Annotated in this window: 21 protein-coding genes and 2 tRNA genes; 10 read left to right on the top strand and 13 right to left on the bottom strand. The window is 61.7% G+C overall.

The features are described from left to right. Positions 1 to 38: 38 nt before the first annotated feature. Entirely contained in the window at positions 39 to 2,408 is a 2,370-nt protein-coding gene (locus CMV30_RS04590) for an autotransporter family protein (protein WP_096054923.1), read from the bottom strand. 10 nt (positions 2,409 to 2,418) lie between these two features. Beyond that, positions 2,419 to 5,586 (bottom strand): TonB-dependent receptor, encoded by a 3,168-nt coding sequence (locus CMV30_RS04595; RefSeq protein ID WP_096054924.1) that lies wholly within the window; start codon positions 5,584 to 5,586, stop codon positions 2,419 to 2,421. Positions 5,587 to 5,982: 396 nt separating this feature from the next. Between CMV30_RS04595 and CMV30_RS04600 the strand changes: the two genes are divergently transcribed. The 4 genes from CMV30_RS04600 (at position 5,983) to CMV30_RS04615 (ending at position 11,108) form a co-directional block, all read left to right on the top strand. After that, positions 5,983 to 7,467 (top strand): sugar ABC transporter ATP-binding protein, encoded by a 1,485-nt coding sequence (locus tag CMV30_RS04600; RefSeq protein ID WP_175414729.1) that lies wholly within the window; start codon positions 5,983 to 5,985, stop codon positions 7,465 to 7,467. Next, a complete protein-coding gene (locus CMV30_RS04605; RefSeq protein ID WP_096054926.1) occupies positions 7,464 to 8,399 on the top strand; it encodes an ABC transporter permease in 936 nt (311 codons plus the stop codon). Before CMV30_RS04600 ends, CMV30_RS04605 begins: the two co-directional genes overlap by 4 nt. Beyond that, positions 8,396 to 10,501, top strand: coding sequence for a substrate-binding domain-containing protein (locus tag CMV30_RS04610; RefSeq protein ID WP_217494457.1), 2,106 nt, complete (start codon positions 8,396 to 8,398; stop codon positions 10,499 to 10,501). The genes CMV30_RS04605 and CMV30_RS04610 overlap by 4 nt, the downstream gene beginning before the upstream one ends. A 91-nt stretch (positions 10,502 to 10,592) precedes the next feature. Further along, positions 10,593 to 11,108, top strand: coding sequence for a TspO/MBR family protein (locus CMV30_RS04615; RefSeq protein WP_217494458.1), 516 nt, complete (start codon positions 10,593 to 10,595; stop codon positions 11,106 to 11,108). Between the two features lie 191 nt (positions 11,109 to 11,299). On the opposite strand, the gene CMV30_RS19745 is transcribed toward CMV30_RS04615, so the two are convergent. Together CMV30_RS19745 and CMV30_RS04620 are read right to left on the bottom strand one after the other, a co-directional pair. Next, positions 11,300 to 11,458 carry a hypothetical protein gene (locus tag CMV30_RS19745; RefSeq protein ID WP_175414730.1) on the bottom strand — a complete coding sequence of 53 codons (159 nt, stop codon included), beginning with the start codon at positions 11,456 to 11,458 and terminating at the stop codon, positions 11,300 to 11,302. Between the two features lie 123 nt (positions 11,459 to 11,581). Then, a tRNA-Leu gene (locus CMV30_RS04620) sits at positions 11,582 to 11,666 on the bottom strand. A 402-nt stretch (positions 11,667 to 12,068) separates the two neighbouring features. Between CMV30_RS04620 and CMV30_RS04630 the strand changes: the two genes are divergently transcribed. Next, entirely contained in the window at positions 12,069 to 12,845 is a 777-nt protein-coding gene (locus CMV30_RS04630; RefSeq protein WP_096054928.1) for an RsmE family RNA methyltransferase, read from the top strand. Between the two features lie 73 nt (positions 12,846 to 12,918). Here CMV30_RS04630 and CMV30_RS04635 read toward each other — a convergent pair whose 3' ends face one another. Both CMV30_RS04635 and CMV30_RS19300 read right to left on the bottom strand, forming a co-directional pair. Then, positions 12,919 to 13,704: a hypothetical protein gene (locus CMV30_RS04635; RefSeq protein ID WP_096054929.1), complete on the bottom strand. Its 786-nt coding sequence runs from the start codon at positions 13,702 to 13,704 to the stop codon at positions 12,919 to 12,921. Between the two features lie 2 nt (positions 13,705 to 13,706). Beyond that, complete coding sequence (locus CMV30_RS19300) at positions 13,707 to 15,665, bottom strand: TonB-dependent receptor plug domain-containing protein (protein ID WP_138223128.1); 1,959 nt, start codon at positions 15,663 to 15,665, stop codon at positions 13,707 to 13,709. Positions 15,666 to 15,798: 133 nt separating this feature from the next. On the opposite strand from CMV30_RS19300, the gene CMV30_RS04655 reads away from it, so the two are divergent. Together CMV30_RS04655 and CMV30_RS04660 are read left to right on the top strand one after the other, a co-directional pair. Then, complete coding sequence (locus CMV30_RS04655; RefSeq protein WP_096054933.1) at positions 15,799 to 16,953, top strand: sensor histidine kinase; 1,155 nt, start codon at positions 15,799 to 15,801, stop codon at positions 16,951 to 16,953. After that, the gene (locus tag CMV30_RS04660; RefSeq protein ID WP_096054934.1) at positions 16,950 to 17,618 is read left to right on the top strand and encodes a response regulator; all 669 of its coding nucleotides are present in this window, start codon (positions 16,950 to 16,952) and stop codon (positions 17,616 to 17,618) included. Before CMV30_RS04655 ends, CMV30_RS04660 begins: the two co-directional genes overlap by 4 nt. Before the next feature lie 62 nt (positions 17,619 to 17,680). On the opposite strand, the gene CMV30_RS04665 is transcribed toward CMV30_RS04660, so the two are convergent. The 7 genes from CMV30_RS04665 to nadD form a co-directional block, all read right to left on the bottom strand. Beyond that, positions 17,681 to 18,052: a GNAT family N-acetyltransferase gene (locus tag CMV30_RS04665; protein WP_245844448.1), complete on the bottom strand. Its 372-nt coding sequence runs from the start codon at positions 18,050 to 18,052 to the stop codon at positions 17,681 to 17,683. A gap of 84 nt (positions 18,053 to 18,136) precedes the next feature. Then, positions 18,137 to 19,765 carry a beta-ketoacyl-ACP synthase 3 gene (locus CMV30_RS04670; protein WP_096054936.1) on the bottom strand — a complete coding sequence of 543 codons (1,629 nt, stop codon included), beginning with the start codon at positions 19,763 to 19,765 and terminating at the stop codon, positions 18,137 to 18,139. Between the two features lie 168 nt (positions 19,766 to 19,933). Beyond that, positions 19,934 to 20,548, bottom strand: coding sequence for a hypothetical protein (locus tag CMV30_RS04675; RefSeq protein ID WP_138223129.1), 615 nt, complete (start codon positions 20,546 to 20,548; stop codon positions 19,934 to 19,936). 142 nt (positions 20,549 to 20,690) lie between these two features. After that, on the bottom strand, positions 20,691 to 21,965 hold the full coding sequence (locus tag CMV30_RS04680; protein WP_096054938.1) for a glutamate-5-semialdehyde dehydrogenase: 1,275 nt from the start codon (positions 21,963 to 21,965) through the stop codon (positions 20,691 to 20,693). A gap of 164 nt (positions 21,966 to 22,129) precedes the next feature. After that, entirely contained in the window at positions 22,130 to 22,444 is a 315-nt protein-coding gene (locus tag CMV30_RS04685) for a hypothetical protein (protein ID WP_138223130.1), read from the bottom strand. Between the two features lie 50 nt (positions 22,445 to 22,494). Then, the gene (rsfS, locus tag CMV30_RS04690) at positions 22,495 to 23,097 is read right to left on the bottom strand and encodes a ribosome silencing factor (RefSeq protein WP_096054940.1); all 603 of its coding nucleotides are present in this window, start codon (positions 23,095 to 23,097) and stop codon (positions 22,495 to 22,497) included. Between the two features lie 7 nt (positions 23,098 to 23,104). Next, positions 23,105 to 23,683 (bottom strand): nicotinate-nucleotide adenylyltransferase, encoded by a 579-nt coding sequence (gene nadD / locus CMV30_RS04695; protein ID WP_245844404.1) that lies wholly within the window; start codon positions 23,681 to 23,683, stop codon positions 23,105 to 23,107. 166 nt (positions 23,684 to 23,849) lie between these two features. Here nadD and CMV30_RS04700 point away from each other — a divergent pair. From CMV30_RS04700 to CMV30_RS04710, 3 genes are all read left to right on the top strand, one after another. Continuing rightward, positions 23,850 to 23,935: transfer RNA gene (locus tag CMV30_RS04700), tRNA-Leu, on the top strand. A gap of 389 nt (positions 23,936 to 24,324) precedes the next feature. Further along, entirely contained in the window at positions 24,325 to 25,440 is a 1,116-nt protein-coding gene (locus CMV30_RS04705; RefSeq protein ID WP_096054941.1) for an amidohydrolase family protein, read from the top strand. After that, a complete protein-coding gene (locus CMV30_RS04710) occupies positions 25,437 to 25,823 on the top strand; it encodes a Rieske (2Fe-2S) protein (protein ID WP_096054942.1) in 387 nt (128 codons plus the stop codon). Before CMV30_RS04705 ends, CMV30_RS04710 begins: the two co-directional genes overlap by 4 nt. Position 25,824: the final 1 nt, after the last annotated feature.

Consider the following 25,824-nt stretch of genomic DNA (forward strand, 5'->3'; position numbering starts at 1 on the left):
CGGCGCTCGATGTAAACAACCGATAGCCTGAAGGCCTTTTAGAAGGCGATGGTCAGACCACCGCGCACACCCACGCTCTCATCCGCAGCGCCACCTTGTTCGGTGATGTAGCGCGCCGTGAGGCTGATGGCCTGAGTGATATTCCAATCCACACCGGTATCCACGCGGAAGCCGTTGGCATCGATGCCGGTGGCTTTGATCGTGTAAGTGCCGCCAAAAAGTTCCGACGTCAGGTTACGTTCGCCGTCCTTGAACTCGTGCTGCCAGGCGACGTTGAAGAATGGACGGAGAGTTCCGGCTTTGATTTCGAAACTGCGCGCGATCCGGAATCCTACACGTGAGGCCAGTGAAGCCTCGCTCTGATATTTCACGCGAAGATTCGCCCCATTCGAACCGGTTTCCCGGAATGCTTTGGCGTCCCAGCTCAGGTACTGCGCACCGACCGTCGGCGTGATATCGAACAGCGGCGTCTTGATCTCGTAAGCGGCCGTCACGCTGGAGCCGTAGCGGCTGCCCTTGGTCTCAGCCAGAGCCCAAGTGCCCAGGCGCGTGCGCACAATGCTGCGCTTGGACTCATACTCATCGGTACCGGCGAAGGCCGTGCCGGTGACCTGAAGCTTGCCGCGCGTATGCCGGGCATAAGCGCCACCCGTGATGCTTTCGGCGGTGCTGAGACCACCGCTCACATCGAGATCGAAGTCGGTCGTCTCGTAGTTGAGGAAACCGCCTACGACCAGCTTCTCACCGAACGCATAATCGAAACCGCCCAGCGCGGCCATCGTGTCATAGTTCGAGTAAGCCGCGTTGGCATCGGGATCACGTGAGGATTCCTGACGGTACCCTTGGAAGAAGCTCTGCATGGAACCATCCCGACGTCCCATGCGAGCGTCTTGGAACAGCTGGTCGTCCACTGTCTGCACCATCGAGTTCGTCCGCACGACTGCGGAGGGGAACCAGGATTGATACGTGGTCGGCGAGAGCTCATCGAGCACCTGGCGGAACAGGATCACCGATGGCTGACGGTTCAGTGTGTCGAGCAGGCTGTTGGGAGCAGTCCCCGCAAGCACAGCTTGGTCGATACGCGCTGCGATCGACTGATGATTCCCAACCAGCAAAGGATTCGTGCCGAACGCCAGCTGGGTGAAGTTAATATCCAGATAGTTCGATCCGAGCACGTAAGAAGCCGCCAGGCCCTGGCTGGACGGGAGCGCAACCGAGGAGAACGTGCCCACAATAGGCTGGTTCGTCGTGAGCACCCGGAAGGTGCCGGGCTGGAGTGGGAACGAGTCGGCCAGACCCACTGCAAGGTTACCGGTCGGCCCTAGAGTAAGAATACCGTTGAGCACCAAACGGTCGAACTCGGTGGGAGAAATCAGATCGATACTGAGCGAGCCGTTCAGCGTCACGTTGCCGTTGATGGTGAGCGTCCCCGCCGCCTGACGGCCGCCGGGAGCGAGGGCGCCGTTGAGGTTGGTGGTCACGTTGCCGTTGATGACACCCGTGCCGCCCACCGTCGTGGCTCCATTGATGGCGATGGGGCCATTATGAATACCGTCCACCAGGTAAGTGCCCGCACGCATATTCCACAGTGTAGGCATATTCACCACACCCGTGCTGGTCACGCGAGTGATGCCGGGCCCCCACTTCTGGGTGTCGCCGGCCGCCGCGTTAGTCTGGGTGATCGTGCCGGCCCAGAGCGCCGTCTGCCCGGCCTGGGTTGCACCGGCAATCGTGAGCGCCTTCGTGCCGACGTTCAGCGAGGTGCCTTGCTCCATGTTGATTCCGCCCAGCTCGATGCGCGTGCCGAGGATTCCGGAGGCATCGATGTTCGAATTCCCCATCAGATTGATTTCGGCGTAGATTAGTCCCGAGGTACCACCGCTGGCCAGCAGCGAAGCACCAGCAAGCGAGATGGTCGTGTACGGGCCGACGTTCATGTAGAACGAAAGGCGGTTCGCCGCGTTGCCCGTGCTGTTGGTCAAAGGCTCGGTGTTGAACGGATGCGTGCCGCGCCCGACGATGTTGTAGGTCAGCCAGCCATTCTGATTGCCGGAGAGGTTAAACGTGTAGCCGAGGCTGACGCCGGTACGGATGGCGTTCACCTGATAGGTGACAGCACCGGCCGCCGTATGATTCAGATTCATCACGCGATTAGTGGGCGTCGCCGTCAAACGCAGGCCGGACGTGCCATTAGGCACGGCGTTATTGCTCCAGTTGGCGGGGTTTAAGTAGTTCGAATCAACGCCGATCCAATCGACGACGGTAACCTGGGCGGAAGCGGTGAGCGCGGCTGCCATGCCCAGCACTGCGGTGCCGGTCAGGCGCTTGTAACTCGTTAGAGAGATCATGATCAAAAAATGAAAATAAGGTGAGAGGTGCGCCCGATCGGCTTGCCGCCGGTCAGGCATGAAGAGGAGGTCAGAAGTTGGCTTTGATACCGACGTTCATGACCATGCCCGAGGTGTAGTAACCACCCGTGCGGCTGAAGATGCTGCGTTCGTCGGCTTCGTCGGTGACGTTGCGCCAGTCGAAGTAAGCGTTCCAGTGGCTGCTCATCTTGTAGGTGAGATTCAGGTCAACGCGCAGATCGGCGGCCTGATAAGTGTGTGCGAGCGTCCCGAGGTTGAGCGTGCGGGCAAACTCATCGCGCCAGAATGCAGCCACGGAACCGGAGAACCGGCGGCCGTTGTAGGTCAGGCGGACGTTGGCCGATTTCTCGACCACGTTGGCCAGCGGGATCTTCGTCCATTCCATCGGGCTGTTCATGTACGCATCCACTTCAGCCTGGGTGGGATTATCCTGGTAGATGGGCGTACCCGTGCGACGCAGGAACTGCGCTTCAGGATCAGCCGCGGAGAAGACCGCGCGGAACTCAAGATCGCGCAGGTAATGAGTGATGAATCCTAGCTTCTGGCGGTACTCGAACTCCACACCCTCGTTCTTGCCCTTGCCCGCATTCTCACGGGTTTCAATCGTCCACGGTTCATCGAGACCGCTGACGCTGTTCGGACGCGTTTCGGAGTAGATGACGCTGTAGATGTATTTCTCGATGTCCTGGCGGAAGAACGTGACAGAAAGCACGCCCGAGCGCGGCAGGTAGTATTCGAGGTTGAAGTCGTAGTTGGTGCCTTCCTGCGGCATCAGCTTGGTGTTGTTACGACGCACCAGATTGATGTGATCGTACACGTTATCGCCAGGCATGACCGCGCCGAAGTCCGGCCGTCCCATGTTGGTCGTGTAAGCAGCGCGGGCCACCAGGTTCTTCAACGGCTCATAGCGGACCTGCACGTTGGGAAACACTTTGTCGTAGGACTTACGGCCGGTGACGGGTTCAAAGAGCAGGTTCGCGAGATACTGCTGATCAGTGATTCCGTAGTAAGGAGAACCCACTGTGACCGTATCGAACCGGCGGCCTGTCTGGAAGATGTTGCTCGTGCTGTCATATCTGATGCCCGTCGCCGTCAACTTCGTGAACTCATAGCGAACACCCGCCATGAGGACGAGGTTCGGCCGCAGCTTGGCGGTCGCCATGCCGTAGGTGGCGTAGATCTGCTCTTTGCTATCGCGATCACCATAGCGTTCACGCGAGTACGAACCCTGGATGAAGAGACTGCGGTCATTCGAGAGCACCCCTTCGATATAGTTGTTATAGAACATCCCAGGCTGCGTGGTGTAATAATCATGCACCAAGTAAGGGCTGATCCAGTTGGGCACCGGAACGTCGAAGTTCCACTGATCGCCGAAATAGGGATCGGCGAATTGCTGGAGATTGGGCTCAGCTGCCGTGCCGAAGGCGCTGGAGCTGCTGTTACCCGTAAGATCCCATTTGCGGTAGAAGCGATGCAGATCGCGGGTCTGCTCGTTGTAACGAGCGCCCAGCTGAAGTTCGACTGGCACGCCCCAGAATGAAAACGGCTTTTTGCCATCGATCTTGGCTCCGCGCTGCTCATCGGTACCGTAGGTGTAATCCTGGTACATCGACAGGGAACGATAGTTGGCGATATTCTTATAATCGACGCCTGAAGTCTGGGTCAGCACGCCCGTAGCATTGCCGGAAATGCCGTCGATCGTAAGACCGAGGCCGTTCAAGCCATAGCCGACCGAGTAATTGCGATCATGGTCCGGCTTGTACTCTGAGCGGGAGAGATAGGCATCATAGGTGATCTGCAAATCGCCGAACCTATGTTTCACGCCAGGATTCACCGAGAAGCCCCGGGTGTTGTTATTGCTCACGCTCGTGCTCATCCCAAACGACGCTCCCGTCGGGGAGAGCATTTTGTCGAAGCTCGCTCCGACAGGCTGGATGCCTGAAGTCACGCGAACCGTATGCCCATAGTCGCCCAAGCCACGATCCTGCGTAAGCGAATTGTACAGGAACAACGAGGTGGAGTCAGACAGCTTGTAATCCAGATTGAGCGCTATGTAGCGCCGCTCATTAGCCTGGGCACGTTCGGTCCAGAGAACGCTGGGAATCGTCCCCTGCATCTCGGGTGTTGCGAGACCGCCATTGGCAGCCAGATCCGACGCGTTGTAAGCATAGCCGCCGGGCAACGAATAGGAGTTATTGAAGCGGAACCGCTGACTGAAGCTTGCGACCAGAGAAACGCCGATCGGGCGCTCGCGACCAAATGCTTCCGTGTAGGAAAGCGTAAAGCCAGGCATCAGCTTGCGATCTGGCGTGCGCGCGCCACCGGGCGTCTTCTGGAATTCCAGCTCGGCACTGTTCAAGCTCAAGTTGGCGTCCAGGCGGATACGGCGCCCCTTCTGATTGAATGCACTCTTGGTCTTAAAGTTGATCGAGCCACCCATGCTGTTGGCCGGTTGCTCGGGCGTCGGCGCGAGATTTACCTCGATCGTCTCGATATTCTGGATGGCGAAATCCGTAAGAGAGAAGCTGCGAGAGTCACCGCCTGGAGACGTCGCGATGGAATTGCCGTCCATAGTGATACTCGCGAGAGACGGATCCATACCGCGGAAACGCATGGCCGCAGCATCTTCACCGCCGGCGTAATCCACCGTGATGCCCGGCAGATTTTTCATCAGCTCGCCGATGTTACCATCGACCACGTTCCCGAAGGAGTCGGCGGCCACGATGTTTTTCATGCTCATCGATTCGCGCTTCTCCTGAATCGCGCGGGCCGAACCTTCACGCTCCGAAGAAACAATAAACTCACCCAGCATGTAGATTTCCGAGCTGAGATCGAAATCGACCATCTCATCCTTGCCCTCAGAAATGACCACCGTGCGCGTCTCCGCATTCAAACCGGTGTACGTAGCCGTCACTTTGTAGGTGCCGGGCGTCAGACCCGAAATGCGAAAATAGCCATCCGTAGAGGTGCGCGCCTGGAGACCAGTGCCATCCACCACGATCACCGCATTTTGGAGATACTGGCCCGTACCACCGTTGGAGATTCGGCCAGTGATGACACCGCTGCCTTGGCGGGCTTCGGTGGATTGAGCGAGCGCCGACGAAGTCGGCAGAATTCCGCCTAGCAACGCACAAGCGAGCGGCAGAACGGGGACGGCACTGCGCAACCGGCTGCGGTGCGCGACTGATAGGAGCGTGTCCTTAGGGGTGGTGTTCATTGGTGTGTAGGGAAAGGCGTAGCCACGACGACGAAACGGGAAGCCTACGAACGAACGCAGAAAATGCGTCACAAGCAGACAGGGGGACTAATGAGCGAAGCGGCGGACAGGGGTAGGCCGGATCTTGGGAAGACCACGACGCGTGGGGTGTACAAACCAGCCTAAATGACACGGGCGACAGCCCATAAAAATTACAGTAAGAATTCGGCGGAAATCCAGTCCGATAAATCATCCCGGCAGCCTCCGCCTCTCCCATGAAAATCAATCACCCATCTCGCTGCTCCGGGGACTAAAATGCTCCCCTCTCCCCGCGAACCGTCCGAAATTTCCATCTTCGCGCGTGACGCCGCCTGCGCTACCCCGTTGGCTCCGTCCCCCGTTTACCCGCCTCGCCTGATGCCCGCCCCGCTCCTCGATCTCAAAAACATCGCCAAGACCTATCCGGGCGTCCGCGCCCTCCGTGGCGTCCAGTTCGAGCTCCGCCCCGGTGAAGTCCACGCCCTCCTCGGCGAAAACGGCGCGGGCAAAAGCACGCTCATCAAGATCATCACCGGCCTCATCGCCGCCGACTCCGGCTCCGACATCCACGTCGCTGGCGAACTCATCGCCGACACCTCGCCTCGCCGGATGCAGCAGCTCGGCATCGCCTGCGTTTATCAAAACCCCACGCTCTTCAACGAACTCTCCGTCACCGAAAATCTCCGCATTGCCGAGGACGGCGCGATCATCTCCTGGCGCGACCGCCGCGCCAAAGCCCAGGAACTTCTCTCGCGCATCGGCGCATCGCTAGATCTCGACGCGCCCGTGAAAGACCTGCGCATGGCCGAGAAACAACTCCTCGAAATCGCCCGCGCCCTCGGCCGCAACGCCCGCGTCCTCATTCTCGACGAGCCCACCGCCTCGCTCTCGCAACAGGACGCCGACCGGCTTCTCGATCTCGTCGAAAAACTCCGCGCCGACGGCGTCGGCATCCTCTACATTTCCCACCGCCTCGAGGAAGTCCTCCGCATCGCAGACCGTGTCACCGTCTTCCGCGATGGCGGCTACATCGGCACCTACCTCCAGCGCGACGTCGATCGCTCCCGGCTCATCCAGCTCATGGCCGGCCGCGATCTCGCCGAGATGTTTCCAAAAACTCACGCCTCCATCGGCGACGTCGTTCTCGAAACGCGTAATCTCACCTGCGCTCGCGGCGGCGTATCCGACATCTCCCTCTCCGTCCGCCGCGGCGAAATCCTCGGCATTGCCGGCCTCGTCGGCGCCGGCCGCACCGAATTCGCCCGCACCCTCTTCGGCCTCACCCCCGCCGACTCAGGCGAAATCCTCATCGACGGAAACGCTGTCGCCATAACCTCCGTCTCCGACGCCATCGCCCATCACCTCGCCTACGTCCCCGAAGACCGCAAAGCCCACGGCGTCGTCGAAGATCTTCCCATCGCCGAAAACATTTCCCTCGCCCTCCTCCGCCGCCTCAACGGCGAATGGCTCGACGAGGCCAAGGAAAACGCACTCGCCGATAAATTCTTCCGCCAGCTCGGCGTGAAAGCTCCCAGCATCTTCGCGCAAACCCGTGCCCTCTCCGGCGGCAATCAACAAAAAGTCGCCCTCGCCCGCTGGCTCGCGACCGAACCCCGCGTGCTCATCCTCGATGAGCCCACCCAAGGCATCGACGTCGGCGCCAAGGCCGAGATCCACCGCCTCATGGGCCAGCTCGCGAAACAAGGTCTCGCCATCATCCTGATCTCCTCCGAGCTCCCCGAACTCCTCGGCATGGCCGACCGCATCGCTGTCATGCGCAAGGGCCGCCTCGCCGGCACTGTCGACGCCCGCGCCACCACCCGCGAAGCCGTTCTTCACCTCGCGATGGAGGACGCCGCATGAGCCTCGGCAAACGCGAACTCGCTCTTCTCGCCGCCATCGCCGTGCTCTTCGCGCTGCCGCTCTTCGGCGTATCCGGATTCTACACACTCGGCAATCTCCGCAATCTCGTCATCGACAACCTGCCCGTGCTCATCGCCGCCATCGGCATGACCATCGTTATCGTCGCCGCGCAGATCGACATCTCCATCGGCTCCGTCTTCGCCGTCTGCGGCGCGCTCGCCGGTCTCGCCGCCAAGGCCGGCCTGCCCATGCCGCTCGTCGTCCTCACGACCGTCGCCGCCGGCGCAGCCTTCGGCGGACTCAACGGCCTGCTCGTCTCCCGCTTCGGCATCCCCGCCATCATCACCACGCTCGGCACGATGGTGATCCTCCGCAACGCCATCATCCGCGCCACCGGCGGCGACTGGATTCAAGACCTCCCCTCCAGCTTCCAGTGGTTCGGCCTCGGCCAGCAAACCGCTCAACCGCTCTACATCGCCTCCGCCCTCATACTCTTCGCACTCTTCGCGTGGGCGCTCCGCAACACGTCCGCCGGCCGCAGCTTCTACGCCGTCGGTTGCGATCACGAAGCTTCCCGTCGCATCGGCCTCAATCCACCCAACGTCGTCCTCGCCGCCTTCGTGCTCATGGGCGCGCTCACCGCCGCCGCCGCCCTGCTCAACTTCACCCGCTATCCCACCATCGAGACCAACGCCGGCCTCGGCCTCGAACTCAAAGTCATCGCCGCTGTCGTCGTCGGCGGCACCGCCATCACCGGCGGACGCGGCTCACTCTTCGGCACGCTGCTCGGCGTCATCCTCCTCGGCGCCATCGGCACCGTATTCACTTTCCTACACGTCAACCCGGCTTGGGAAAAAGCCATCCAAGGCGCGATAATCCTCGCCGCCGTCGTCAGCGATACCGCGCTCGGCAAGAAGGAGGCCGCCACGTGAACGCGCCGCAGCCCTACTTCATCCCCACCAAGCGCCCGTCGTTCCTCACGCGTTGGTGCCCCAACGCCGAGTGGGTCCTGCTCCTCGTCCTCGCGCTCGAGATCGCCGTCTTCGCCATCGCAGGCGACAACTTCCTCTCCGTCGAAAACGGTTTCGAGATCACGCGCCTCGCCGCCGAAATCGGCCTGCTCGCCTTCGGTCTCACTCTCGTCATCAAGACCGGCGGCATCGATCTCTCCGTCGGCTCGATGATGGGCCTCGGCGCCGTCGTCCTCGGCGCATCCTGGTCCGGCCTCGGCCTTCCCATCTGGATCGCCGCCACGCTCACCGTCGTCCTCGGAGCCGCCGGCGGCGCGCTCAACGGCCTGCTCATCACGCGCCTTCGCGTCCCTCCGCTCATCGTCACGCTCGGCACCTTCTCCCTCTTCCGCGGCCTCGCCGAAGCCGCGACCGGCGGCTACGTCAGCTACACCGGCTTCCCGTCGTCCTTCCTCGCCCTCGGCCAAAACTACCTCGGCGGTTTTCTCCCCGTTCAGTTCATCGTCTTCCTCGTCGTTTTCATCGCGCTCTGGCTGCTGCTTCACCGCACCGTCTTCGGCCGCGAGCTCACCGCCCTCGGCTTCAACGCCGCCGGAGCCCGTTTCGCCGGTGTGCGCGTAGGGTCGATCACACTACGGAGCTACATCATCTGCGGCATCTGCGCTGCGCTCGCAGGCATCGTCTACGTCGCCCGCATCGGTCAGGCCAAAGCCGACGCCGGCACCGGCTACGAACTCCTAGCCATCGCCGCCGTCGTTCTCGGCGGCACCGCCATCGCCGGCGGACGCGGCACGCTTCACGGCACGTTGCTCGGCCTGCTCTGTCTCGTCGTCCTCCAAAACGGCCTGCGCCTCTCCGGTCAGCCCAGCGAGATCGCCGGTCTCTGCGCCGGCCTCATCCTGATCGTCGCCATCGCGCTGAACCAGCTCTGGAACCGCCAGCAACGCGCCGCGCAAATCGCCAGCACCCGCCCCCTTTCCAACAACCCCAACGCCACCTCTTCCGACTTTGATATGAAAAACAGCCAGGTTGCCCTCATCATCGCCGCCATCCTCGGCGGCGCCGTCCTCATCGCCGCGAGCAACATCTTCCTCGCCCGCTCGCTCACCGGTTCCCCCGCAGCCCGCAACGCCTCAGGCTCGCCCGAGCCGGTCGCGAAAAAACTCGTCGTCGCCATGACGCCGAAAGCCAAGGCCGACCCCTACTTCGTCTCCTGCAAACAAGGCGCCGACGAAGCCGCCGCCAAACTCGGCGTCGATATCCTATGGGACGCACCGACCGATCCCGATCCCGCGAAGCAAAACGAAATCGTCGAGGCATGGATCACCAAAGGCGTCGACGTCATCGCCGCCAGCTGCGCCAGTCCCGAAGCCATTTCCTCCGTCCTCCGCAAAGCCCAGCAACGCGGCATCAAGGTCATCACGTGGGACGCCGACGCCCGCTCCGACGCCCGCAGTTTCTTCGTGAATCAAGCCACCGCCCAAGGCATCGGCTCCACGCTTGCCGACGAAGGCTCCCGCCTCGCCGGCGGCGAAGGCGAATACGCGATCATCACCGCCTCGCTCACCGACGCTAATCAGAACGAGTGGATCAAGTTCATCAAAGAGCGCATGGCCGCCGCGCACCCGAAGATGAAACTCGCCGCCATCCACCCGTGCGACGGCCAGCGCGACAAGGCCATGCTCGAGGCCAAGAACATCACGCGCGCCTACCCCAACGTGAAGTCCATCCTCGCCATCTGCTCCCCCGCCGTTCCCGGCGCCGCCGAAGCCCTCAAACAAGAAGGCCGCACCAACGTAAAACTCACCGGCCTCTCCACGCCGAATCTGAATCGCGAATACGTCAAAGACGGCTGGGTCCAGTCCATCGTCCTCTGGAACACCATGGACCTCGGCTACCTCACCGTCACCGCCGCCAAAGCGCTCCACGACGGCTCGCTCGCCCCCGGCGCTTCCAGCGTCGCCGCCGGCAAACTCGGCTCGATCGCCATCGACGGCGACAACATCCTCCTCGGAAAACCCTTCGTCTTCACCAAAGAGAACATCGATCAGTTCAAATTCTGATCCTGCCTCCTCCCTCTTCTGCTTTCTCAAAGGCGCCGCTTAATCGCGGCGCCTTTTTGCATTCCTACGCCAGACACATCTTGTTCATCCCGTGAATTCCGATCCAACGCCCGCTCCCATCAAACCTCGCGACTGGTTCGCTCTCACCGGCTTTCTAGCCGCCTCTTTCGCGGCCTCGGCCATCGGTGGACTCGCCACCGCCTCCAGCGTCACGACCTGGTTCCCCACCATAGCCAAGCCCGCTTGGAATCCCCCCAGCGCCGTCTTCGCCCCCGTCTGGACCATCCTCTATATTTTCATGTCCATCGCCGCCTGGCGCGTCTGGCGCCACCGCGAAAACCCCGCCCTGCGCCCCGCCGTCCGCGCTCTCCTCATCGCGCATTTCCTCCAACTCATCCTCAACACCGCCTGGTCCCTCCTCTTCTTCGGCCTGCGCCGTCCCGACCTCGCCTTTATCGACATCGTCGCCCTACTCGCCGCCCTTTTCTGGATACAAGTCCGCCTCTCCCGCATCGACCGCCCCGCCGCCATGCTCTGGACGCCCTACCTCCTCTGGGTCACCTTCGCCACCGCCCTGAATTTCTCCATCTGGCACCTCAACCAATAACAGGGGCTCCCGCCGGCCGCATCCGTGACCATCCGTGAAATCCGTGGTTACCCCCCCTCCTCTCCCATTTCTCCGAGTCAGCCCTCCCCGGCTCAATCACCTGCAAGTCTGCCCACAAAAAAACCGCGCCCCAGACGGAGCACGGTTCGCAAATCTGAGTCTCAGCTCGAAGAGCCGGAGACTTCTCTGACTCAGGGCTTCTTCTCTTCTTTTTTGCCGGCCGGGCACTTGTCTTTGCAGCACTCGGAGCAGGACTTGCCTTCTTCCTTCTTCGCGTCGCCCGCCTGAGCGGCACCAGCGAACAGCATGGAGGCAAAACCGAGGGTGAGGAGGATACGGATGAATTTCATAGAGATCGTTGACGATTTTAAGGGTTAAAAAGCACCAGCACTCAACTGGCTCGTGAGATACTACGGCGCGAGTCCGCCCATCCCTCCATTATTTTTCATGCGCCCCTCGATCGCCCTTCTCGTTGGTGCCCAGAGTCGGGGTCGAACCGACACTCCTTTCGGAACAAGATTTTGAGTCTAGCGCGTCTGCCAATTTCGCCATCTGGGCGCACCGAACGAGGCCCCGACCGTAGAAACGACCGCCCCCATGTAAACGGAAATTTTGACCAACTCCTCCGCTCCCGACGACCTCCGACCCGTTTGCGCTCCTCGTGGAGGGACGACCTCCGCGTCGTCCGTTCCCCCAACCTCCCTCGCCCCAAAAATCTCATCGCCCAGCTCCGCTTCCCCCTCGCGAAATCCTCCCGCAGAATCCCCCCAAAAAACTTTCCTCAAAAAACTTCCCGCCATTTTGAACGCCACCGCCCCCACCGCGTCTTACCCCACGTTAGTTACCGTTCTTTTTGGTAGTCATAGTTTGTAGTTTCTAAAAGTCGGCAAGGGCGCTGGTCTTTCATAGGGCCAGCGCCCTTACTGTTTTCAGGCCCCAGCACTTCGCCAATCCGTTCTCATGCCCGACTTTCGCGTTCATTCGATCCCTCCGGAAACTGCTCCGACGACTCTCCAACTAACCCCCGACGAGTCCCACCACCTGATCGTCGTCAACCGCGCCCGCCGCGGCGCCCCCGTCATCGCCTTCGACGGTCGCGGCACCGAATGGATCTGCGAACTCACGACCGACGCTAAAAACGCCGCCGTCCTCACGGTTCGCGACACGCACCGCGCCCCTCCCCTCAGCCACGCCATCACCCTCGCCCAAGCACTCCCCAAAGGCCCCGGGTTCGACGACATCATCCGCAAAGCGACCGAGATCGGTGCCGCCCGCGTCGTCCCTATCGTGAGCGAACGCACCCAGGTTCACCTCGACGGCGACCGTCAGGACAAAAAGATCGAAAAATGGCGCACCGCCGCCCTCGAAGCCGCCAAACAATGCGGCAACCCCTGGCTCCCCGAGATCGCCCCGCTGCAATCGCTCAACGCCTTCTTTGCTTCCCACTACGGAGCCCGCTCCACGAGCAACAGCGGCTACGATCTCAAACTCATCGCCAGCCTCCACCCCGGCGCGAAACCGCTCAAAACGCTCTTCGCCGAAACCGCCGCCGCCCTCGGCCACGCCCCCCGCCGCGTCCTCTGGCTCATCGGCCCCGAAGGCGATTTCACCCCCGCCGAAGTCGAAACCGCTCTCCGTTCCGGTTTCGCCCCAGCCACACTGGGCACCCTCGTGCTCCGCTGCGAAACCGCCGCCACCTACGCGCTCAGCGTGACCGCCCACGAGCTTTCACTCTGAAGCTTGGTTTCTTTGCGCCTTCGCGCCTTTGCGTGAGCGACCTCCGTCCGCGCCCCTCCCGCCGCCGCACGCCTCACTTTCCCGCCAGCTTCCCTTCGATTTCTTTCATCAACCCATACCGCACCACCGCGTACTCCGGCTCCCGCTCCAACGCCTTTTCAGCCGCCTCCTTCGCCCCCGCCAGATCGCCCGCTTTGAGCCGCGCCCTCGCCAGCCAGTAATACGTCAGCGCCCCGCCCCAGCCCGTCACCGTCGCCCCTTCGCCCTTTTCAAAAACAGCCGCCGCGCGCGTGAAGAGCCTCAACGCCTCCGCCGGATCTCCGCCAAACATCTCCGGCGTGCTCAACAACGTCACCCCGTGAAACATCAGTGCCCGCCCGCTTCCCGGCACTTCATCGACCGCCTCCGATGTCTGCCGCTTCATCTTTGGCCCCAGCGTCATTCCCGACATGCTTCCGCGCGCACCGATCAACTGCCCCGTAACATAACCTCGCAGCGCCAGCGCCTCCGCCGCCCACGGTTCGCCCTTCACCTTCGCGAGTAACTCATCCGCGCGGACCAATCCTTTCTCCAACGCCTTCTTGTCCTTCGTCGCGTACTCGAACGACGCCCGCGCATAAGCCCCGAATCCCTCCAGATAACGCAGCCCCGCCCGCCCCGGCTCCGCCTTCAACGCCACCGCCAGCTCGCCCTCCGCCTCCGTCAGCAAAGCCGCGTCGCCCCGATAAAGCGCCCGCTCGATTTTCTGTTCGATACCCGCCATCGCAGCGCCGGCTTCCGCCGCTCGCCCCGCCGGATTAAACGCAGCGAGCACCAGGCCCGCGATCATAACGATAGTTCTGAGGATATGTGTTTTCATGGTTAACGGAAAATCAGGTTCACGCCAAAAAAGAGTCCGCGGCTGAACAGCGTCGGCACTTCGCGCCGCTCGCGAAAATCGTCGGAGTACTCGTACGCCTGCACATTGTCCCAGCCCGCCAGGTTGAAGCCCGCGAGATAAGTCACCGCCGTCACGCGCTTCGAAACTTCCCACGTCCGCGCAAGGGTGCAGTCGATCCTCCGGAACGAGGGATAATTCTCCGAATTGACCGCCCCGAAAACCGGCTCGCTCCCGCCGCCGCCGTTGCTCACCGCACCGGTGATCGGCGTGAACGCCCGCCCGTTCGCCCAGCGCCCGGCGAGAGAGCATTTCCAGTTTCCGAAATCCCGCTCCACGATCAGCACCACCGAATTCCTCACCGCCCACGGCGCCGGCGCTTCCACGCCCGTCGCCGGATCGGTCCGCTCCGCCCACACCGTGCTCCACGTCAGCCGCCCGCTCGCCTCCCACGGCAACGGCTGCTTGATCATAAAATCCACCCCGCGCGCCTCGCCCACCCCGTCACCGACCACCGAATACTTCCGGTCAAACCCCACGATCCTGCGGTAACGCTTCGCATACGCTTCCACCCGCACCGAGCGCTGCCCGCGCTTCCAGTCGTACGACACGATCACCTGGTCCGCCTGCATCGCCCGCGCCGGCTCAGTTCCGTCGCGATAATAAAACCCTTCCGCCACCTGGTGATACCGCCCGCCCGAGACCGACCACGACGCGCGCCTGCTCATCTGCCAGATCAACGCCAGCCGCGGATCAAACCCCGCCTCGCCCGCCCGCCGTGAATCCCACGCCCTCACCCCAGCCGTCGCGTTCACGTTGCGCGCCACGCTCGTCTCCAGCTCCACCCATCCCGCCGTCAACGTCTCGCGCGAGCGCCCGCGATAAACCAGCCGCTCCGCCGCCCCCGCTCCGCCCGGCGCCAAAAACTCCCACGCATAATCCAGCCGCTCGCCCGCCACTTCTGCGCCACCGCGCCAGACTCCATACCCCGCGTCCCACGCGCTCCTCGCCACGATCTCGCTCCGCTCCTGCTCCGTCGTCCACGACGACGTCATCCAGTCCTCCCGCTTCTCATCCGCCCCTCCGCCGATGCTCACATCATGCGTCCACGCGCCGCGCTTCTCCCGCCAGCTCACCACACCAAAACGCGTCTCCCCTTCGCTGCGATACTCGCCCGACTGGAAAACATCCTTCACCGGCAACGCCACCGTCGCCGTCTCGTGCAACCCAAACCACCGCACCTCACCCTCCGGCCGGTACTTCCAGCCTCCCGCCACGCTGAACGTATTTCCCTCCGGCGCCTCCGCGAAACTCCGCGACGGTTTGAACAACTCGAAGTACGGCTCCAGATCCAGCCGCGTCGCCGTCACCGTCATGCCGGCACGCGTGCCCCACGGCCAGCTCACCGCGCCCGCGACCGTCCCCGCCGCGAGGTTCACGCTCGCCTCCCGCGCCTCGGGCACACCCAGCGTCTCGATCTTCACCGCCCCCGAGAGCACATCGCCCGTCCCCGCGCCAAACCCGCCCGCCGCAAATTCCGTCTTCGCCCCCAGCCATGGACTGATCGACCCCGTAAACGTCCCCATCGGCGCATTCACCGATGTCGTGCCCGGATAGCGGATACCGTTAATCCACATCCCTGTTTCCCGGCTGTCGCCACCCCGCACGAACAGCGCATTGCCTTCATCCGCCGCCTGCACACCAGGCAGCGTCTGCAACGCCCGGTTCACATCCGCCGCCGATCCCGGAATCATCAACATCTCCACCGGCGTCAGCGTGGCCTTGCTCGATCCGCCCCCCGCCGTGAACTGCCCCGCCGCCGCCCCGCTCACCACAAATTTCTCCAAAGTCACCTCCGCCGCATCGTCCTTTTTCTCCGGCGCCGCCTGCGCCACCGCTGCAGATAACAAAACCAGCCACCGCGCCTGTTTTCTAAAACTCATACCGCCAGCCTACGTGTTCTTCGCGTTCAGCGGATGCGTCACTCGTCCGCCTCCAAAGTCCCACCGGCCATGACGCGCCACCATGACTTCCGGCCTATTGCCGCCCGTGCCGCCAAACCGCTAGCCTGCGTCCATGCCCTGTGACGTTACCGCCAAACCGCTCCCCGATCCCGCCGACAATCGCTGGATGATGGCCGCGCTCTGCGTGCTCTGGAGCTTCACGGTTTACAACATCACGATCCGACTCTGGGAAACGCGTCCGCTCCACCTCGCCCTCTTCATCGTCGCGGCACTCACGTACTTCGGGCTCATGAGCAACCGCGCCGCCGCTTATTACAGGCCCCGGCGCTACCAAGGCTACTTCCTCCACCAATTCCTCGTACTCACCGTGATGCTCTATGGCGCGCAGACGGCGGCGAACTTCGTGTGGACACTTTTTCTCCCGGTACTCTCGCAGATAATCATTTACCTCCCGCCGAAGAGAATCCCCGCGACTCTCCTCACGAATCTCTTTCTCGCCGCCTTTCCCGCGCTGCTCATCCCGCCACAGTACGCTCAAAATTATCTCATCAGCTTCGGCTCCTCGTTTCTCTTCACCGCCGGCTGCTCCTACGCCATCCGCCGCGAATTCACCGCGCGCCGCGAACTCCACGAAGCCCACGAAAAACTCCGCGCCCACTCCGCCCAGGCCGAAGCCCTGGCCGCCGCTGAGGAACGCAACCGCCTCGCCCGTGAGATCCACGACGGCGTCGCCCACCACCTCACCTCCGCCCACGTCCTGGTCGAGGCCGGCCTCGCGCTGCTCCCGCCTTCCTCATCACCGCCCGCAACCGACTCGCTCCAAAAAGCCCAACAACAAATCCGCTCTGCCCTCAACGAACTCCGCGACTCCATCGCCAGCCGCCGCCCCGCCCACGACACGCCACTTCCCGACCGGCTCGATCAACTCATCCTCGAAGGAAACTTCCCCGCCACCCTCACCGTCTCCGGTCCGCCGCGCCGCTTCGCATTCACTCACGAACAAGCCCTCTACCGCGTCGCCCAGGAAGCGCTCACCAACGCCCGCAAACACGCGCCCGGCCACGCCATCCGCCTCCAGCTCGATTTCTCCGCACCCGAAAACATCCGCCTCCGCGTCGAAAACGACCAGCCCGCTCAAAGCTCCAGCGGCGACGGCGCTTTCGGCCTCCTCAGTCTCCGCGAACGCATGCAACAACTCGGCGGCACCTTCCGCGCCGGCGCCGAAAACTCCGGCCAGTTCGTCGTCCTCGCCGAGCTCTCCGCATGATCACGCCTCCGCAAAAACTCCGCCTGCTCCTCGTGGACGACCAGGCCCTCTTCCGCGAAGGCCTCCGCACGCTCCTCTCGCTCGTCCCCGATTTCACCCTCGTCGGCGAAGCCGCCGACGGACGCGAAGCCGTCTCTCTCGCGCAAAAACTCCGCCCCGACGTCATCCTCATGGACCTGCGCATGCCCGGCATGGACGGCGTCGAAGCCACCCGCCTCATCCGCCAGTCCGTATCCGCTCCGCAGATTCTCGTCCTCACCACCTTCGACCACGACAACGAGGTCTTCACCGCCCTCGCCGCCGGCGCCATCGGTTATCTCCTCAAAGACGTCCCCTCCGAAAAACTTGCCGAAGCCATCCGCTGCGCCGCCCGCGGCGAATCCACGCTCCAGCCCGCCGTCGCCAGCAAAGTCGTCGCCGAATTCGCCCGTCTCCAAAACAAACAACAACGCCGCTCCGCCCAGCCGCTCATCGAGCCGCTTTCCTCCCGCGAACTCGAAGTCCTCGAACAACTCGCCACCGGCCGCTCCAACAAAGAAATCGCCTCCCACCTCCGCATCGCCGAAGGCACCGTGAAAAACCACATGAGCCAGGTCCTCACCAAACTCGGCGTCCAGGACCGCACCCAAGCCGCCCTCCACGCTCGCGAACTCGGCCTGCTCTGAATTTTCCGGGGTAGGGACAATGCTCCGCATTGTCCGCTTCGCGACAAGCACGCGCCCTCTCATTAAGCGCCAATTTCAAATGTCAGCCGGATCATGTCTCGGCAGGCGATGCCGTTCTCAACAATCGGCGGTTCGTACGCGTCGAAGAATCCCCGGATCACGCCGGTTATGCGAAAACCATTCCGCTGATAAAACGCGAGCGCTCGCAGACTCGAATTGCCAGTGCCCACCGTGATGCGCTTCGCCCCGCCGCCCGCCGCATACATCAACGCGCATCTCAGCATTTCCCTGCCCAATCCTCGCCCCTGTTCCTTTTCAGCAACAGCGATGTTCCTTAGTTCAAATTCACCTTCTTCTCGCTCAACGACAGCTACTGCAACAGCCACGCCATTTTCTTCGCCCACAAACGTCACACCCTTTCTGACGTACGCCATCACGCGCTCACGAGAGGGATCTGCCTGCAACAAAAGTGGCCAAGGAACTGAATCAGCCGAAACTGAGCGAACAATCATGGTCGCTCACCACACCAGCAACCCACCCGCAAATGTCAGCCCAGCGCCCACGCTGCAAAAGATGATCTTGTCGCCCGCGTTGAAGATCTCCTCTTCCGCAGCCCAGCCGAGCGCCATCGAGACACTCGCGGCCGACGTGTTGCCGTACTTCCCGATCGTCACGACGAACTTCTCGTAAGGAATCCCCACGCGTTTCCCAACCGCGCGCAGGATGCGCTCGTTCGCCTGATGCGGCACAATCCACGCGACCTCGTCCGGTTTCAAATTGTGACGCTTCAGCGTTGCCTCGATCTGATCCGCAAAGGCGATCACCGCGTGCTTGAACACCGCGCCGCCATTCATCTGGAGGAAAAAGTCCTCCTGGTCCTTGCCCTGCGGATCGGGAAACGGCCGGATCGCTCCACCACCCGGACGCTGGATCGCCTCGAACTGATCCGCATCGCCCGAGAGCGCCATACGCGCCAGCCGATGTCCGCCAGCCGCATCCGTGAGCACCGCCGCCCCCGCGCCATCACCAAAGAGAAACGCCGTGGCGTGATCCTTCGGATTCGTGATGCGCGACAACAACTCCGCCGTGACCACGATCAACTTTTTCGCCGTGCCCGAACGGATGAACGCGCGCCCCACTTCGAGCGCGTACAACCAGCCCGAACACGCCGCATTCAGATCGAACGCCAGCGCGCGCGGAATGCCCAGTTGCTTGGCCAGCGCGCTCGCCATCGCCGGTACCGGCTGGTCCGGGATCAACGTCGCCATGATCACGCCATCAATCTCCTTCACATCGATCTTCGCCTGCTCGAGCGCGTGCTGCACCGCGATTACCGCGAGGCTCGTCGCCGTCTCGCCATTCACCGCGTAACGCCGCTCGCGGATGCCAGTGAGCTTGATCACCTCTTCCTCGGTCATATCCGGGAAGGACTTCAAAATTTCGCTGTTTGAACGGATGCCCGACGGGATCGCGTATCCGACACCCGCGATACACACCGTCTCGGCCGCGCGCAGATCGAAACCCGCCGCACCGCCAGCAGACGCCGTCGCTCCAGCGCCGGCATCCGCAACCGCTCCGCCCGCTTTCCTCTTCTCCAGATAAGCCGCCACATCATCGCCCGACACCCGCCCGCCAGGGCCGGTCGCTCCGATGTCCGTGATCGCCGCCGGATCGAGCCCGGCCTCTTGCGCGATCTTGCTCGCGCGCGGCGTCCACTGGATACCCGTGCGCGCCGGAGCGGCAGCCACCGAAGTCACCGGCTGTGTCGTCACCCGCGCCACCGGCGCAGCCACGACCACCGTTTTCGCCGCAGCCGCATGGCCATTTGCGGCGACTGCAGGAGCCTTCGTCACTGCAGCTTCCTCGCCCGCCTTCACTTCCAAATGTTTGAGCGACACATCGCTCGTCTCGATCCGCAGAAACGGCGCACCCGTCGAAATGATGTCCCCAGCCCGGCCGACCACCGCCCGGATTGTTCCGGCGCACGGCGACTCAAACTCGAAGACCGACTTGTCGCTCTCCAGCTCCGCCAGCTTCTGCCCCTTGGTCACGGCCGCGCCGGGCTCGATCACGATGTCGATCACCGTGAGCTCGTTGACGGTCGCACCCATTGAGGGCACGGGCACTTCAATCAGAAATGTTTCCATCGGAACCACGGATAAACAGGACCATTCCACGCGCCGCAAGCTCTCGGTCAGTTCATCTCAACCCCTACCAGCAGCCCGCAAATACACCGCCTGCGCATTTCTTGCCGCACACCTCCTCCGCGATGCCCCTCGCCTCAGCTCCCGCCCCGCCATCGCGTAACCGGTCTCTCAATAACGCTGCCCCATCGCCTTCGACATCTCCGCCGAACTCGCATCGTTCGTGCGCAAAAACATCGCCCGGTTCTCCTTCTCCAGTTTCGCCGCCTTCTCATCATCTCCCGCCGCCCGATAAAGCGAAACCTGCCGGTCCGCCTCCACCATGTTTTTCATGCGTTCATCATCCCAATACATCTGCATCGCGTACGCCTCGCCCGTCTTCCCCAGCTGAAACTTATTGAGCGGTCCCTTCCCCAGATAGCGCCGCATCGCCAGCCGCGACAAATTATCCCGCGTGTACAGATTGCGCTCCGCAAACACCGGCGGCTTCACCCCCTCCACCATGTACTTCGGCAGCCGGATGATCTCGTTGCGCGGCTTGTCCACATCGCGCTGATCGACCAGCTCATCCTCGTCCATCACCTTCTCCACCGGCTTCGGCGGACTATACTTGTAGCCGGCCGACAACAACGACGACGTCTCACCCGAGATCGCCCGGTTCTTCTTTGACTGCTCAGCCGGCGCCGTCGCGCCCGAAGGTGCCGTCACAGGTGCCTCCTGAGCTGTCACCGGCAAAGCCGAAACGCACAAAATCAAAAACAACGAGCGGGGAGTGATCGCGGTCATGCGCTGATCTGACACGAATTCCCCGCCGTTGTTTAGGACAAATTTCAAGCCGCACTCCAGCCACCGCGCACTCCGCCCTGCCAATGCGCACGCCGCAGGCAAAGCGCAGCACACGCGCACTCAATCGCTGCAAGTCGCGCGATTAACCGCGCACCTGACCAGTCCCATCGACTAGAAATTTATAGCTGCACAGCTCGCGCAACCCCATCGGTCCGCGCGCATGCAGCCGATCCGTGCTGATGCCGATCTCGGCACCAAACCCGAACTCGAAGCCGTCATTGAACCGCGTGGACGCATTCCAGAAAACCGCCGCGCTATCGACGCCCGCCTGGAAACGCCGCGCCGCTTTTTCATCCGCCGTCACGATCGCCTCACTATGCGCCGAGCTGTCGCGATTGATCGTCGCGATGGCCGTCTCCAGCGAGTCCACAACGCGGATCGCGATGATGTAATCGAGAAACTCCGTCCGATAATCCGCATCGACCGCAGGCGTCAGCGCGATCTTCTCACGCTCCAGAATCGCCGCGCTCGCCGCGTCACACCGCAGCTGCACGTTCTTCGCGAGCAAGGCCCGCGCGACCCGAGGCAACAGTTTCTCCGCCGCCTCGCGATGCACGAGCAGCTGCTCGGCCGCGTTGCACACCGAGACGCGCGACGCCTTCGCGTTCACTGTGATTTTCTCCGCCAGCTCCGCGTCCGCCGCCTTGTCGAGATAGACGAAGCAAATGCCGTTGTAGTGCTTGATCACGGGCACGGTCGCATTCTCCGCCACGAAGCGGATCAAGCTCTCGCCACCACGCGGGATGATGCAGTGCACGTACTGATCGAGTTTGAGGAGCGTGTTCAGCGCCGCCCGATCCGTCGTCGGAATGAGCTGCACCGCATCGCCAGGAATCCCCGCGTGTTCCAGCGCCTGCGTGATGAGCGCGGCGAACGCGGTGTTCGTATGAAAAATCTCTTTGCCGCCGCGCAGGATCGCAGCGTTGCCGCTCTTCAAGCAGAGGATCGCGCAATCAATCGTCACGTTGGGGCGCGCCTCGTAAATGATCCCGATCACACCGATCGGCACGCGAATGCGACGGATGCGCAGACCGTTGGGCCGCGTCGTTTCATCCAAAAGCTCGCCGACAGGATCGGGCAGCGCCACGACCTCACGGACACTCGTCGCCAACTGCGCGAGCCGGGCCGGATTCAACGTTAGCCGCTCGATCTGCGCCTTCGCGAGACCGTTGGATTCAGCCGCCGCCAGATCCTTCACATTCGCGGCGAGAATCGTCTCGTGCGAAGACTCGATCAATTCCGCCAGCCGCGTGAGGGCGACGTTCTTCTGCTCCGGCGGAGTCGTCGCCAAAACAAGCGACGCCGCACGCGCGCGTTGAGCGATGGAAGTTACGAGTTGAGCAAGATCGGCAGACATGAAGCGAAAAAGTTGCCCGCGCAGCCCGCGGAAGGCACGGAAGAAATGCAGGGACAGACAACACGCAAGCGGAGCAGTTTTCAGCGTCTGGCATCAGCCGTAGCCGCGCTCGTTAGAGCGTGGCTCTGCAGCGGCAATAGCCGCCAGAGGTCATAGCCCCCGTGCTACCGCTTAGTTTGGCTGCTCTCTTGCTTCTTTGAGGAACCTTCAGCGAGTTCGGTAACGTATGCTTCAACTTCCGCCGTGGTCGTGAATGCATTCTCCACGCCCTCCCACCCGTAGACAGCAGTCGCCGCGCGAGAAACGCCAAATCCCAAAGAAGGAAGATACTCAATAACGTGCATCTCCTGTTTGATCGTAAGATCGATCATGAACGCTCCAGACGGAAATACCGCGAGTTTCGGTTGGCTATGCGGCAACCGCGCACACAAGCGGCTGAGAAACTCTTCCGGCATGGGTTCCATAGCTTCTTTAACCAAGCAGCCATGGTCTAAAGACCGCAGCTACGACTAAGTCTCATCTCATAGCATCACTTCTTCTTCGCCGCTTTCTTCGCCGGCTTCTTCGCAGCCGCGGCTTTTTTCTTCGGCGCAGCCTGTGCCTTCGCGACGCGCTTCGCCTTGGCGATCGCTTTCACCTTGGCCGTGGCCTTTTCCTTCCGGGGCGCTTTCGCTTTCACCGGAGCTTCTCTGGTTTTCGCCGGAGCTTTGGCTGCTTTGCCCCCGCCCGCTTTCACCTTGGCCGCGTAAGCCTCGGGATTCACCAGTGCTTCAACCGGGATGTCTTCGGCGTCTTTCCAGAGATTTTCCAACGCGTACTTCTTCCGGTTTTCCGGCGTGAAGACGTGGATCATGAGGTCAAACGCATCGACCACCAGCCAGCCACTCTCCAGGCCTTTATCCATTCCGAGGATTTTGGTGCCCGTGGCATCGATCACCTTCTCCAGCTCGACGCGCAGCGCGCGCAGATGCGGCTCGGAGTTACCAGTCGCGAGAATCAGATAATCCGTGATCGAGGATTGCTCGGAGACATCGAGCACGCGCAGATCGTCGGCTTTTTTTTCGTCGAGGGCTTTGCAAATGAGCGCGAGCAAAGCGGGATGGGCGGCAGTCGTGGGCGTGGTGGAGTTCATGCAGGTTTCAGCGATAAAGACGTTTTTCGGCGATGTGGACAATCGCCTTATGCGGGACGAAGTAATCCAGCGAAAGCCCGAGGCGGATGCGTTCACGCAGCTCCGTCGAACTGATTTCCACCAAGTGCCCGTCGCAGCGATGGAGCCGCAGCCCCGGAATCGCCGGCGTGGCTTTCACCGGATGGCCCGGGCGTTCGAGGAAGATAAACTCCACCAGCTTCGCCAGCTCCTCGATTTCCTTCCAAAGATGCAGCTTCGGCAGCTGGTCGCCGCCAATGATCCAGTAGAGCTGATCGTCCGGGAAGAGCTCCCGAAAGTGCCGGACCGAATCGATCGTGTAGCTCACGCCGCCCTTGCGCAGTTCGTAATCGGATACCTCGAAGCGATCGTCCCATTCGACGGCCGCGTGCAACATCGCGAGCCGGTCCTCCGTGGAGCACTGCACGTCATCGGGTTTCAGCGGAGCCTGAGCGGCGGGCACGAGGAAGAGCCGATCGAGCTGGTGCTGCTCGTAAGCATCCTGCGCGGCGATGAGGTGTCCGAAGTGGACGGGGTCAAAACTACCCCCAAGAAAACCGATCTTCACGGCGCGGACCGTGGGCAGCGCCCTGTGCTCCGGCAAGGGAATGTTTCAGCCGCTTCCTTTCCGACGACGCCATGCTACCTCCGCACATATCGCAAACACGCGCCCACCCCTCAGCCCACCATTGACGCCCGGCCTCCGCTCAAGAAAGTCGCCCGCTGCGTGCCACGCCCTCGTGGTGGAATGGTAGACACTTGGGACTTAAAATCCCCTGCTCGTAAGAGCGTGCCGGTTCGAGTCCGGCCGGGGGCACCAATTATGGGAGTTTGTGGGCGGGCTCAGTCCTCTGGACCCTATGTAGGCTGCACGAATGTATTAGTTTTCGATGCAGAAATAAAACCGCATCGTTCCATCGCGACAACATCCGGGACCTACCGAAAAAAGGGTAGACAATCTGTTATCGCGAAACCTGTGAGATTTAAGTCGTTTGACCTGAATTTTTGCAATTGGACTACGTTAAAACTACGTACACCGCAATTCTAGTAGCCATTGGTCGCAAACGCACACCACAAAGTTAGCCAAGAAGACAAAAACGATACATGCGGGTCGGTGCGAATGTTCATGCGCATGACGTGAAACTTCTTTGGCATGAGGGTGAACTGAATAGCTCTGACAACTAATCACAGGGCTTTGGACTTGATCGCATGAATCAGCCCAACCCCGTGGCTGCGGTGACTCCGCACCCCAAGATCGGTTATTCCATTTTTGACATTGAGATTCATGCCCGCCCTGCAAGTCCCCGGAATATCGCGGCCTATCTGCCGTCTTCCTACGTGGATCGTTACCTCGATGGTTTTCTCGGCGATAGTACCCCCAACCTGGATCAACGTGGCGGCAACGATCGTGAGGATGCGGATATTTCAGATAACTGTGTTGCCGCCAGTAATCCGGAGCTCATCGCGCGCCAGCTGCTGGATCCCTACGGGATTGAATGGGCGATTTGCACCGGTCCGATCTACAACCTGAGCACCATCGGTGACACGGACTACGCGGTAGCTTTGGCCAGCGCGTTTAACAACTGGCTGAACAACGATTTTGTCCCGCGTGATACTCGATACTACGGCGTGATCTATGTGGCCATGCAGGATCCGAAGGCTGCGGTGAAGGAGATCGAAAAGTGGGCAGGCCATCCGCGCGCGAGCCAGGTTTTCATCGGCAGCGCCGGGATTGTACCGCTCGGCCATCGCTCGAACCATATTATTTACGAAGCCGCGGCGGCGAATGGTCTGCCTGTCGCCACACACAGCACGATGGAAGGCCGCGGTATCACCGGCACTCCCACCGGAAACGGCTACTGCTCGCGCTACATCGAATACCACACCGGGCTGGCGGCGAGTGCGTTGACGAACGTGACGAGCCTTGTGTGCGAAGGTGTTTTCGCGAAAATTCCCGACTTCCGTTTCGTGCTGCTGGAATTCGGCATTTCTTGGGCGCAGCCCTTGATGTGGGCGCTCGATCGGGAGTGGAAAAGCCTGCGGTCTGAAATGCCTTTGTTGAAGGAACTGCCAAGCGAATACCTGAAACGCCAGTTGTTCTACACTACGCAGCCGATCGAGGAGCCCGACAAGACGCGCGATCTCGTGCAGACGTATCATGCGGTCAACGGGAGCAATCAGATCATGTTTTCCAGCGATTATCCGCATTGGGATTTTGACAACCCCGTCGTGATCCTGCCCGGAAGGGACAATGCAGAGCTGAAGCGCCGCATCCTTCGGGAAAATGCTCTCGCGCTTTATGGCCGCCGACTTGGATTGAAATGAGCAACGTCACCTCTCCTTCCCCAACCAAGGCTCGCAAACTGGTGCCAGCAGGTCCGGCAGATCTGTCGATCGGTGGGCGCCGCATCGTAAAGATCGATACGTATTCCATCGGTGTTTTTCGAATCGAGAGCGGTTACTACGGCATCGTGAACTACTGCCCGCACGAGGGCGCTGAGCTTTGCAAAGGCCGGCTCACGGGCACAAACCTGCCGACGGACAAGGTCTCCAACTACGAATGGGGCTGCCAGGGACGGATCCTGCGCTGCCCCTGGCACAAGTGGGAATTCGATCTCATCACCGGCCAGCACCTCGCCGATCCATCGTTCCGGGCACGCACTTATCGCGTCATCGAAAGCGAAGGACAGCTCACCATTGAACTTTGAC

The sequence above is a fragment of the Nibricoccus aquaticus genome, from assembly GCF_002310495.1.
Classification (GTDB): domain Bacteria; phylum Verrucomicrobiota; class Verrucomicrobiia; order Opitutales; family Opitutaceae; genus Nibricoccus; species Nibricoccus aquaticus.

Coding starts and splice junctions, on each gene's coding strand:
- CMV30_RS04590 (WP_096054923.1), bottom strand. CDS start 2,408: ATGCCTGACCGGCGGCAAGCCGATCGGGCGCACCTCTCACCTTATTTT.
- CMV30_RS04595 (WP_096054924.1), bottom strand. CDS start 5,586: ATGAACACCACCCCTAAGGACACGCTCCTATCAGTCGCGCACCGCAGC.
- CMV30_RS04600 (WP_175414729.1), top strand. CDS start 5,983: ATGCCCGCCCCGCTCCTCGATCTCAAAAACATCGCCAAGACCTATCCG.
- CMV30_RS04605 (WP_096054926.1), top strand. CDS start 7,464: ATGAGCCTCGGCAAACGCGAACTCGCTCTTCTCGCCGCCATCGCCGTG.
- CMV30_RS19745 (WP_175414730.1), bottom strand. CDS start 11,458: ATGAAATTCATCCGTATCCTCCTCACCCTCGGTTTTGCCTCCATGCTG.
- CMV30_RS04630 (WP_096054928.1), top strand. CDS start 12,069: ATGCCCGACTTTCGCGTTCATTCGATCCCTCCGGAAACTGCTCCGACG.
- CMV30_RS04635 (WP_096054929.1), bottom strand. CDS start 13,704: ATGAAAACACATATCCTCAGAACTATCGTTATGATCGCGGGCCTGGTG.
- CMV30_RS19300 (WP_138223128.1), bottom strand. CDS start 15,665: ATGAGTTTTAGAAAACAGGCGCGGTGGCTGGTTTTGTTATCTGCAGCG.
- CMV30_RS04655 (WP_096054933.1), top strand. CDS start 15,799: ATGCCCTGTGACGTTACCGCCAAACCGCTCCCCGATCCCGCCGACAAT.
- CMV30_RS04660 (WP_096054934.1), top strand. CDS start 16,950: ATGATCACGCCTCCGCAAAAACTCCGCCTGCTCCTCGTGGACGACCAG.
- CMV30_RS04665 (WP_245844448.1), bottom strand. CDS start 18,052: ATGGCGTACGTCAGAAAGGGTGTGACGTTTGTGGGCGAAGAAAATGGC.
- CMV30_RS04670 (WP_096054936.1), bottom strand. CDS start 19,765: ATGGAAACATTTCTGATTGAAGTGCCCGTGCCCTCAATGGGTGCGACC.
- CMV30_RS04675 (WP_138223129.1), bottom strand. CDS start 20,548: ATGACCGCGATCACTCCCCGCTCGTTGTTTTTGATTTTGTGCGTTTCG.
- CMV30_RS04680 (WP_096054938.1), bottom strand. CDS start 21,965: ATGTCTGCCGATCTTGCTCAACTCGTAACTTCCATCGCTCAACGCGCG.
- rsfS (WP_096054940.1), bottom strand. CDS start 23,097: ATGAACTCCACCACGCCCACGACTGCCGCCCATCCCGCTTTGCTCGCG.
- CMV30_RS04705 (WP_096054941.1), top strand. CDS start 24,325: ATGAATCAGCCCAACCCCGTGGCTGCGGTGACTCCGCACCCCAAGATC.
- CMV30_RS04710 (WP_096054942.1), top strand. CDS start 25,437: ATGAGCAACGTCACCTCTCCTTCCCCAACCAAGGCTCGCAAACTGGTG.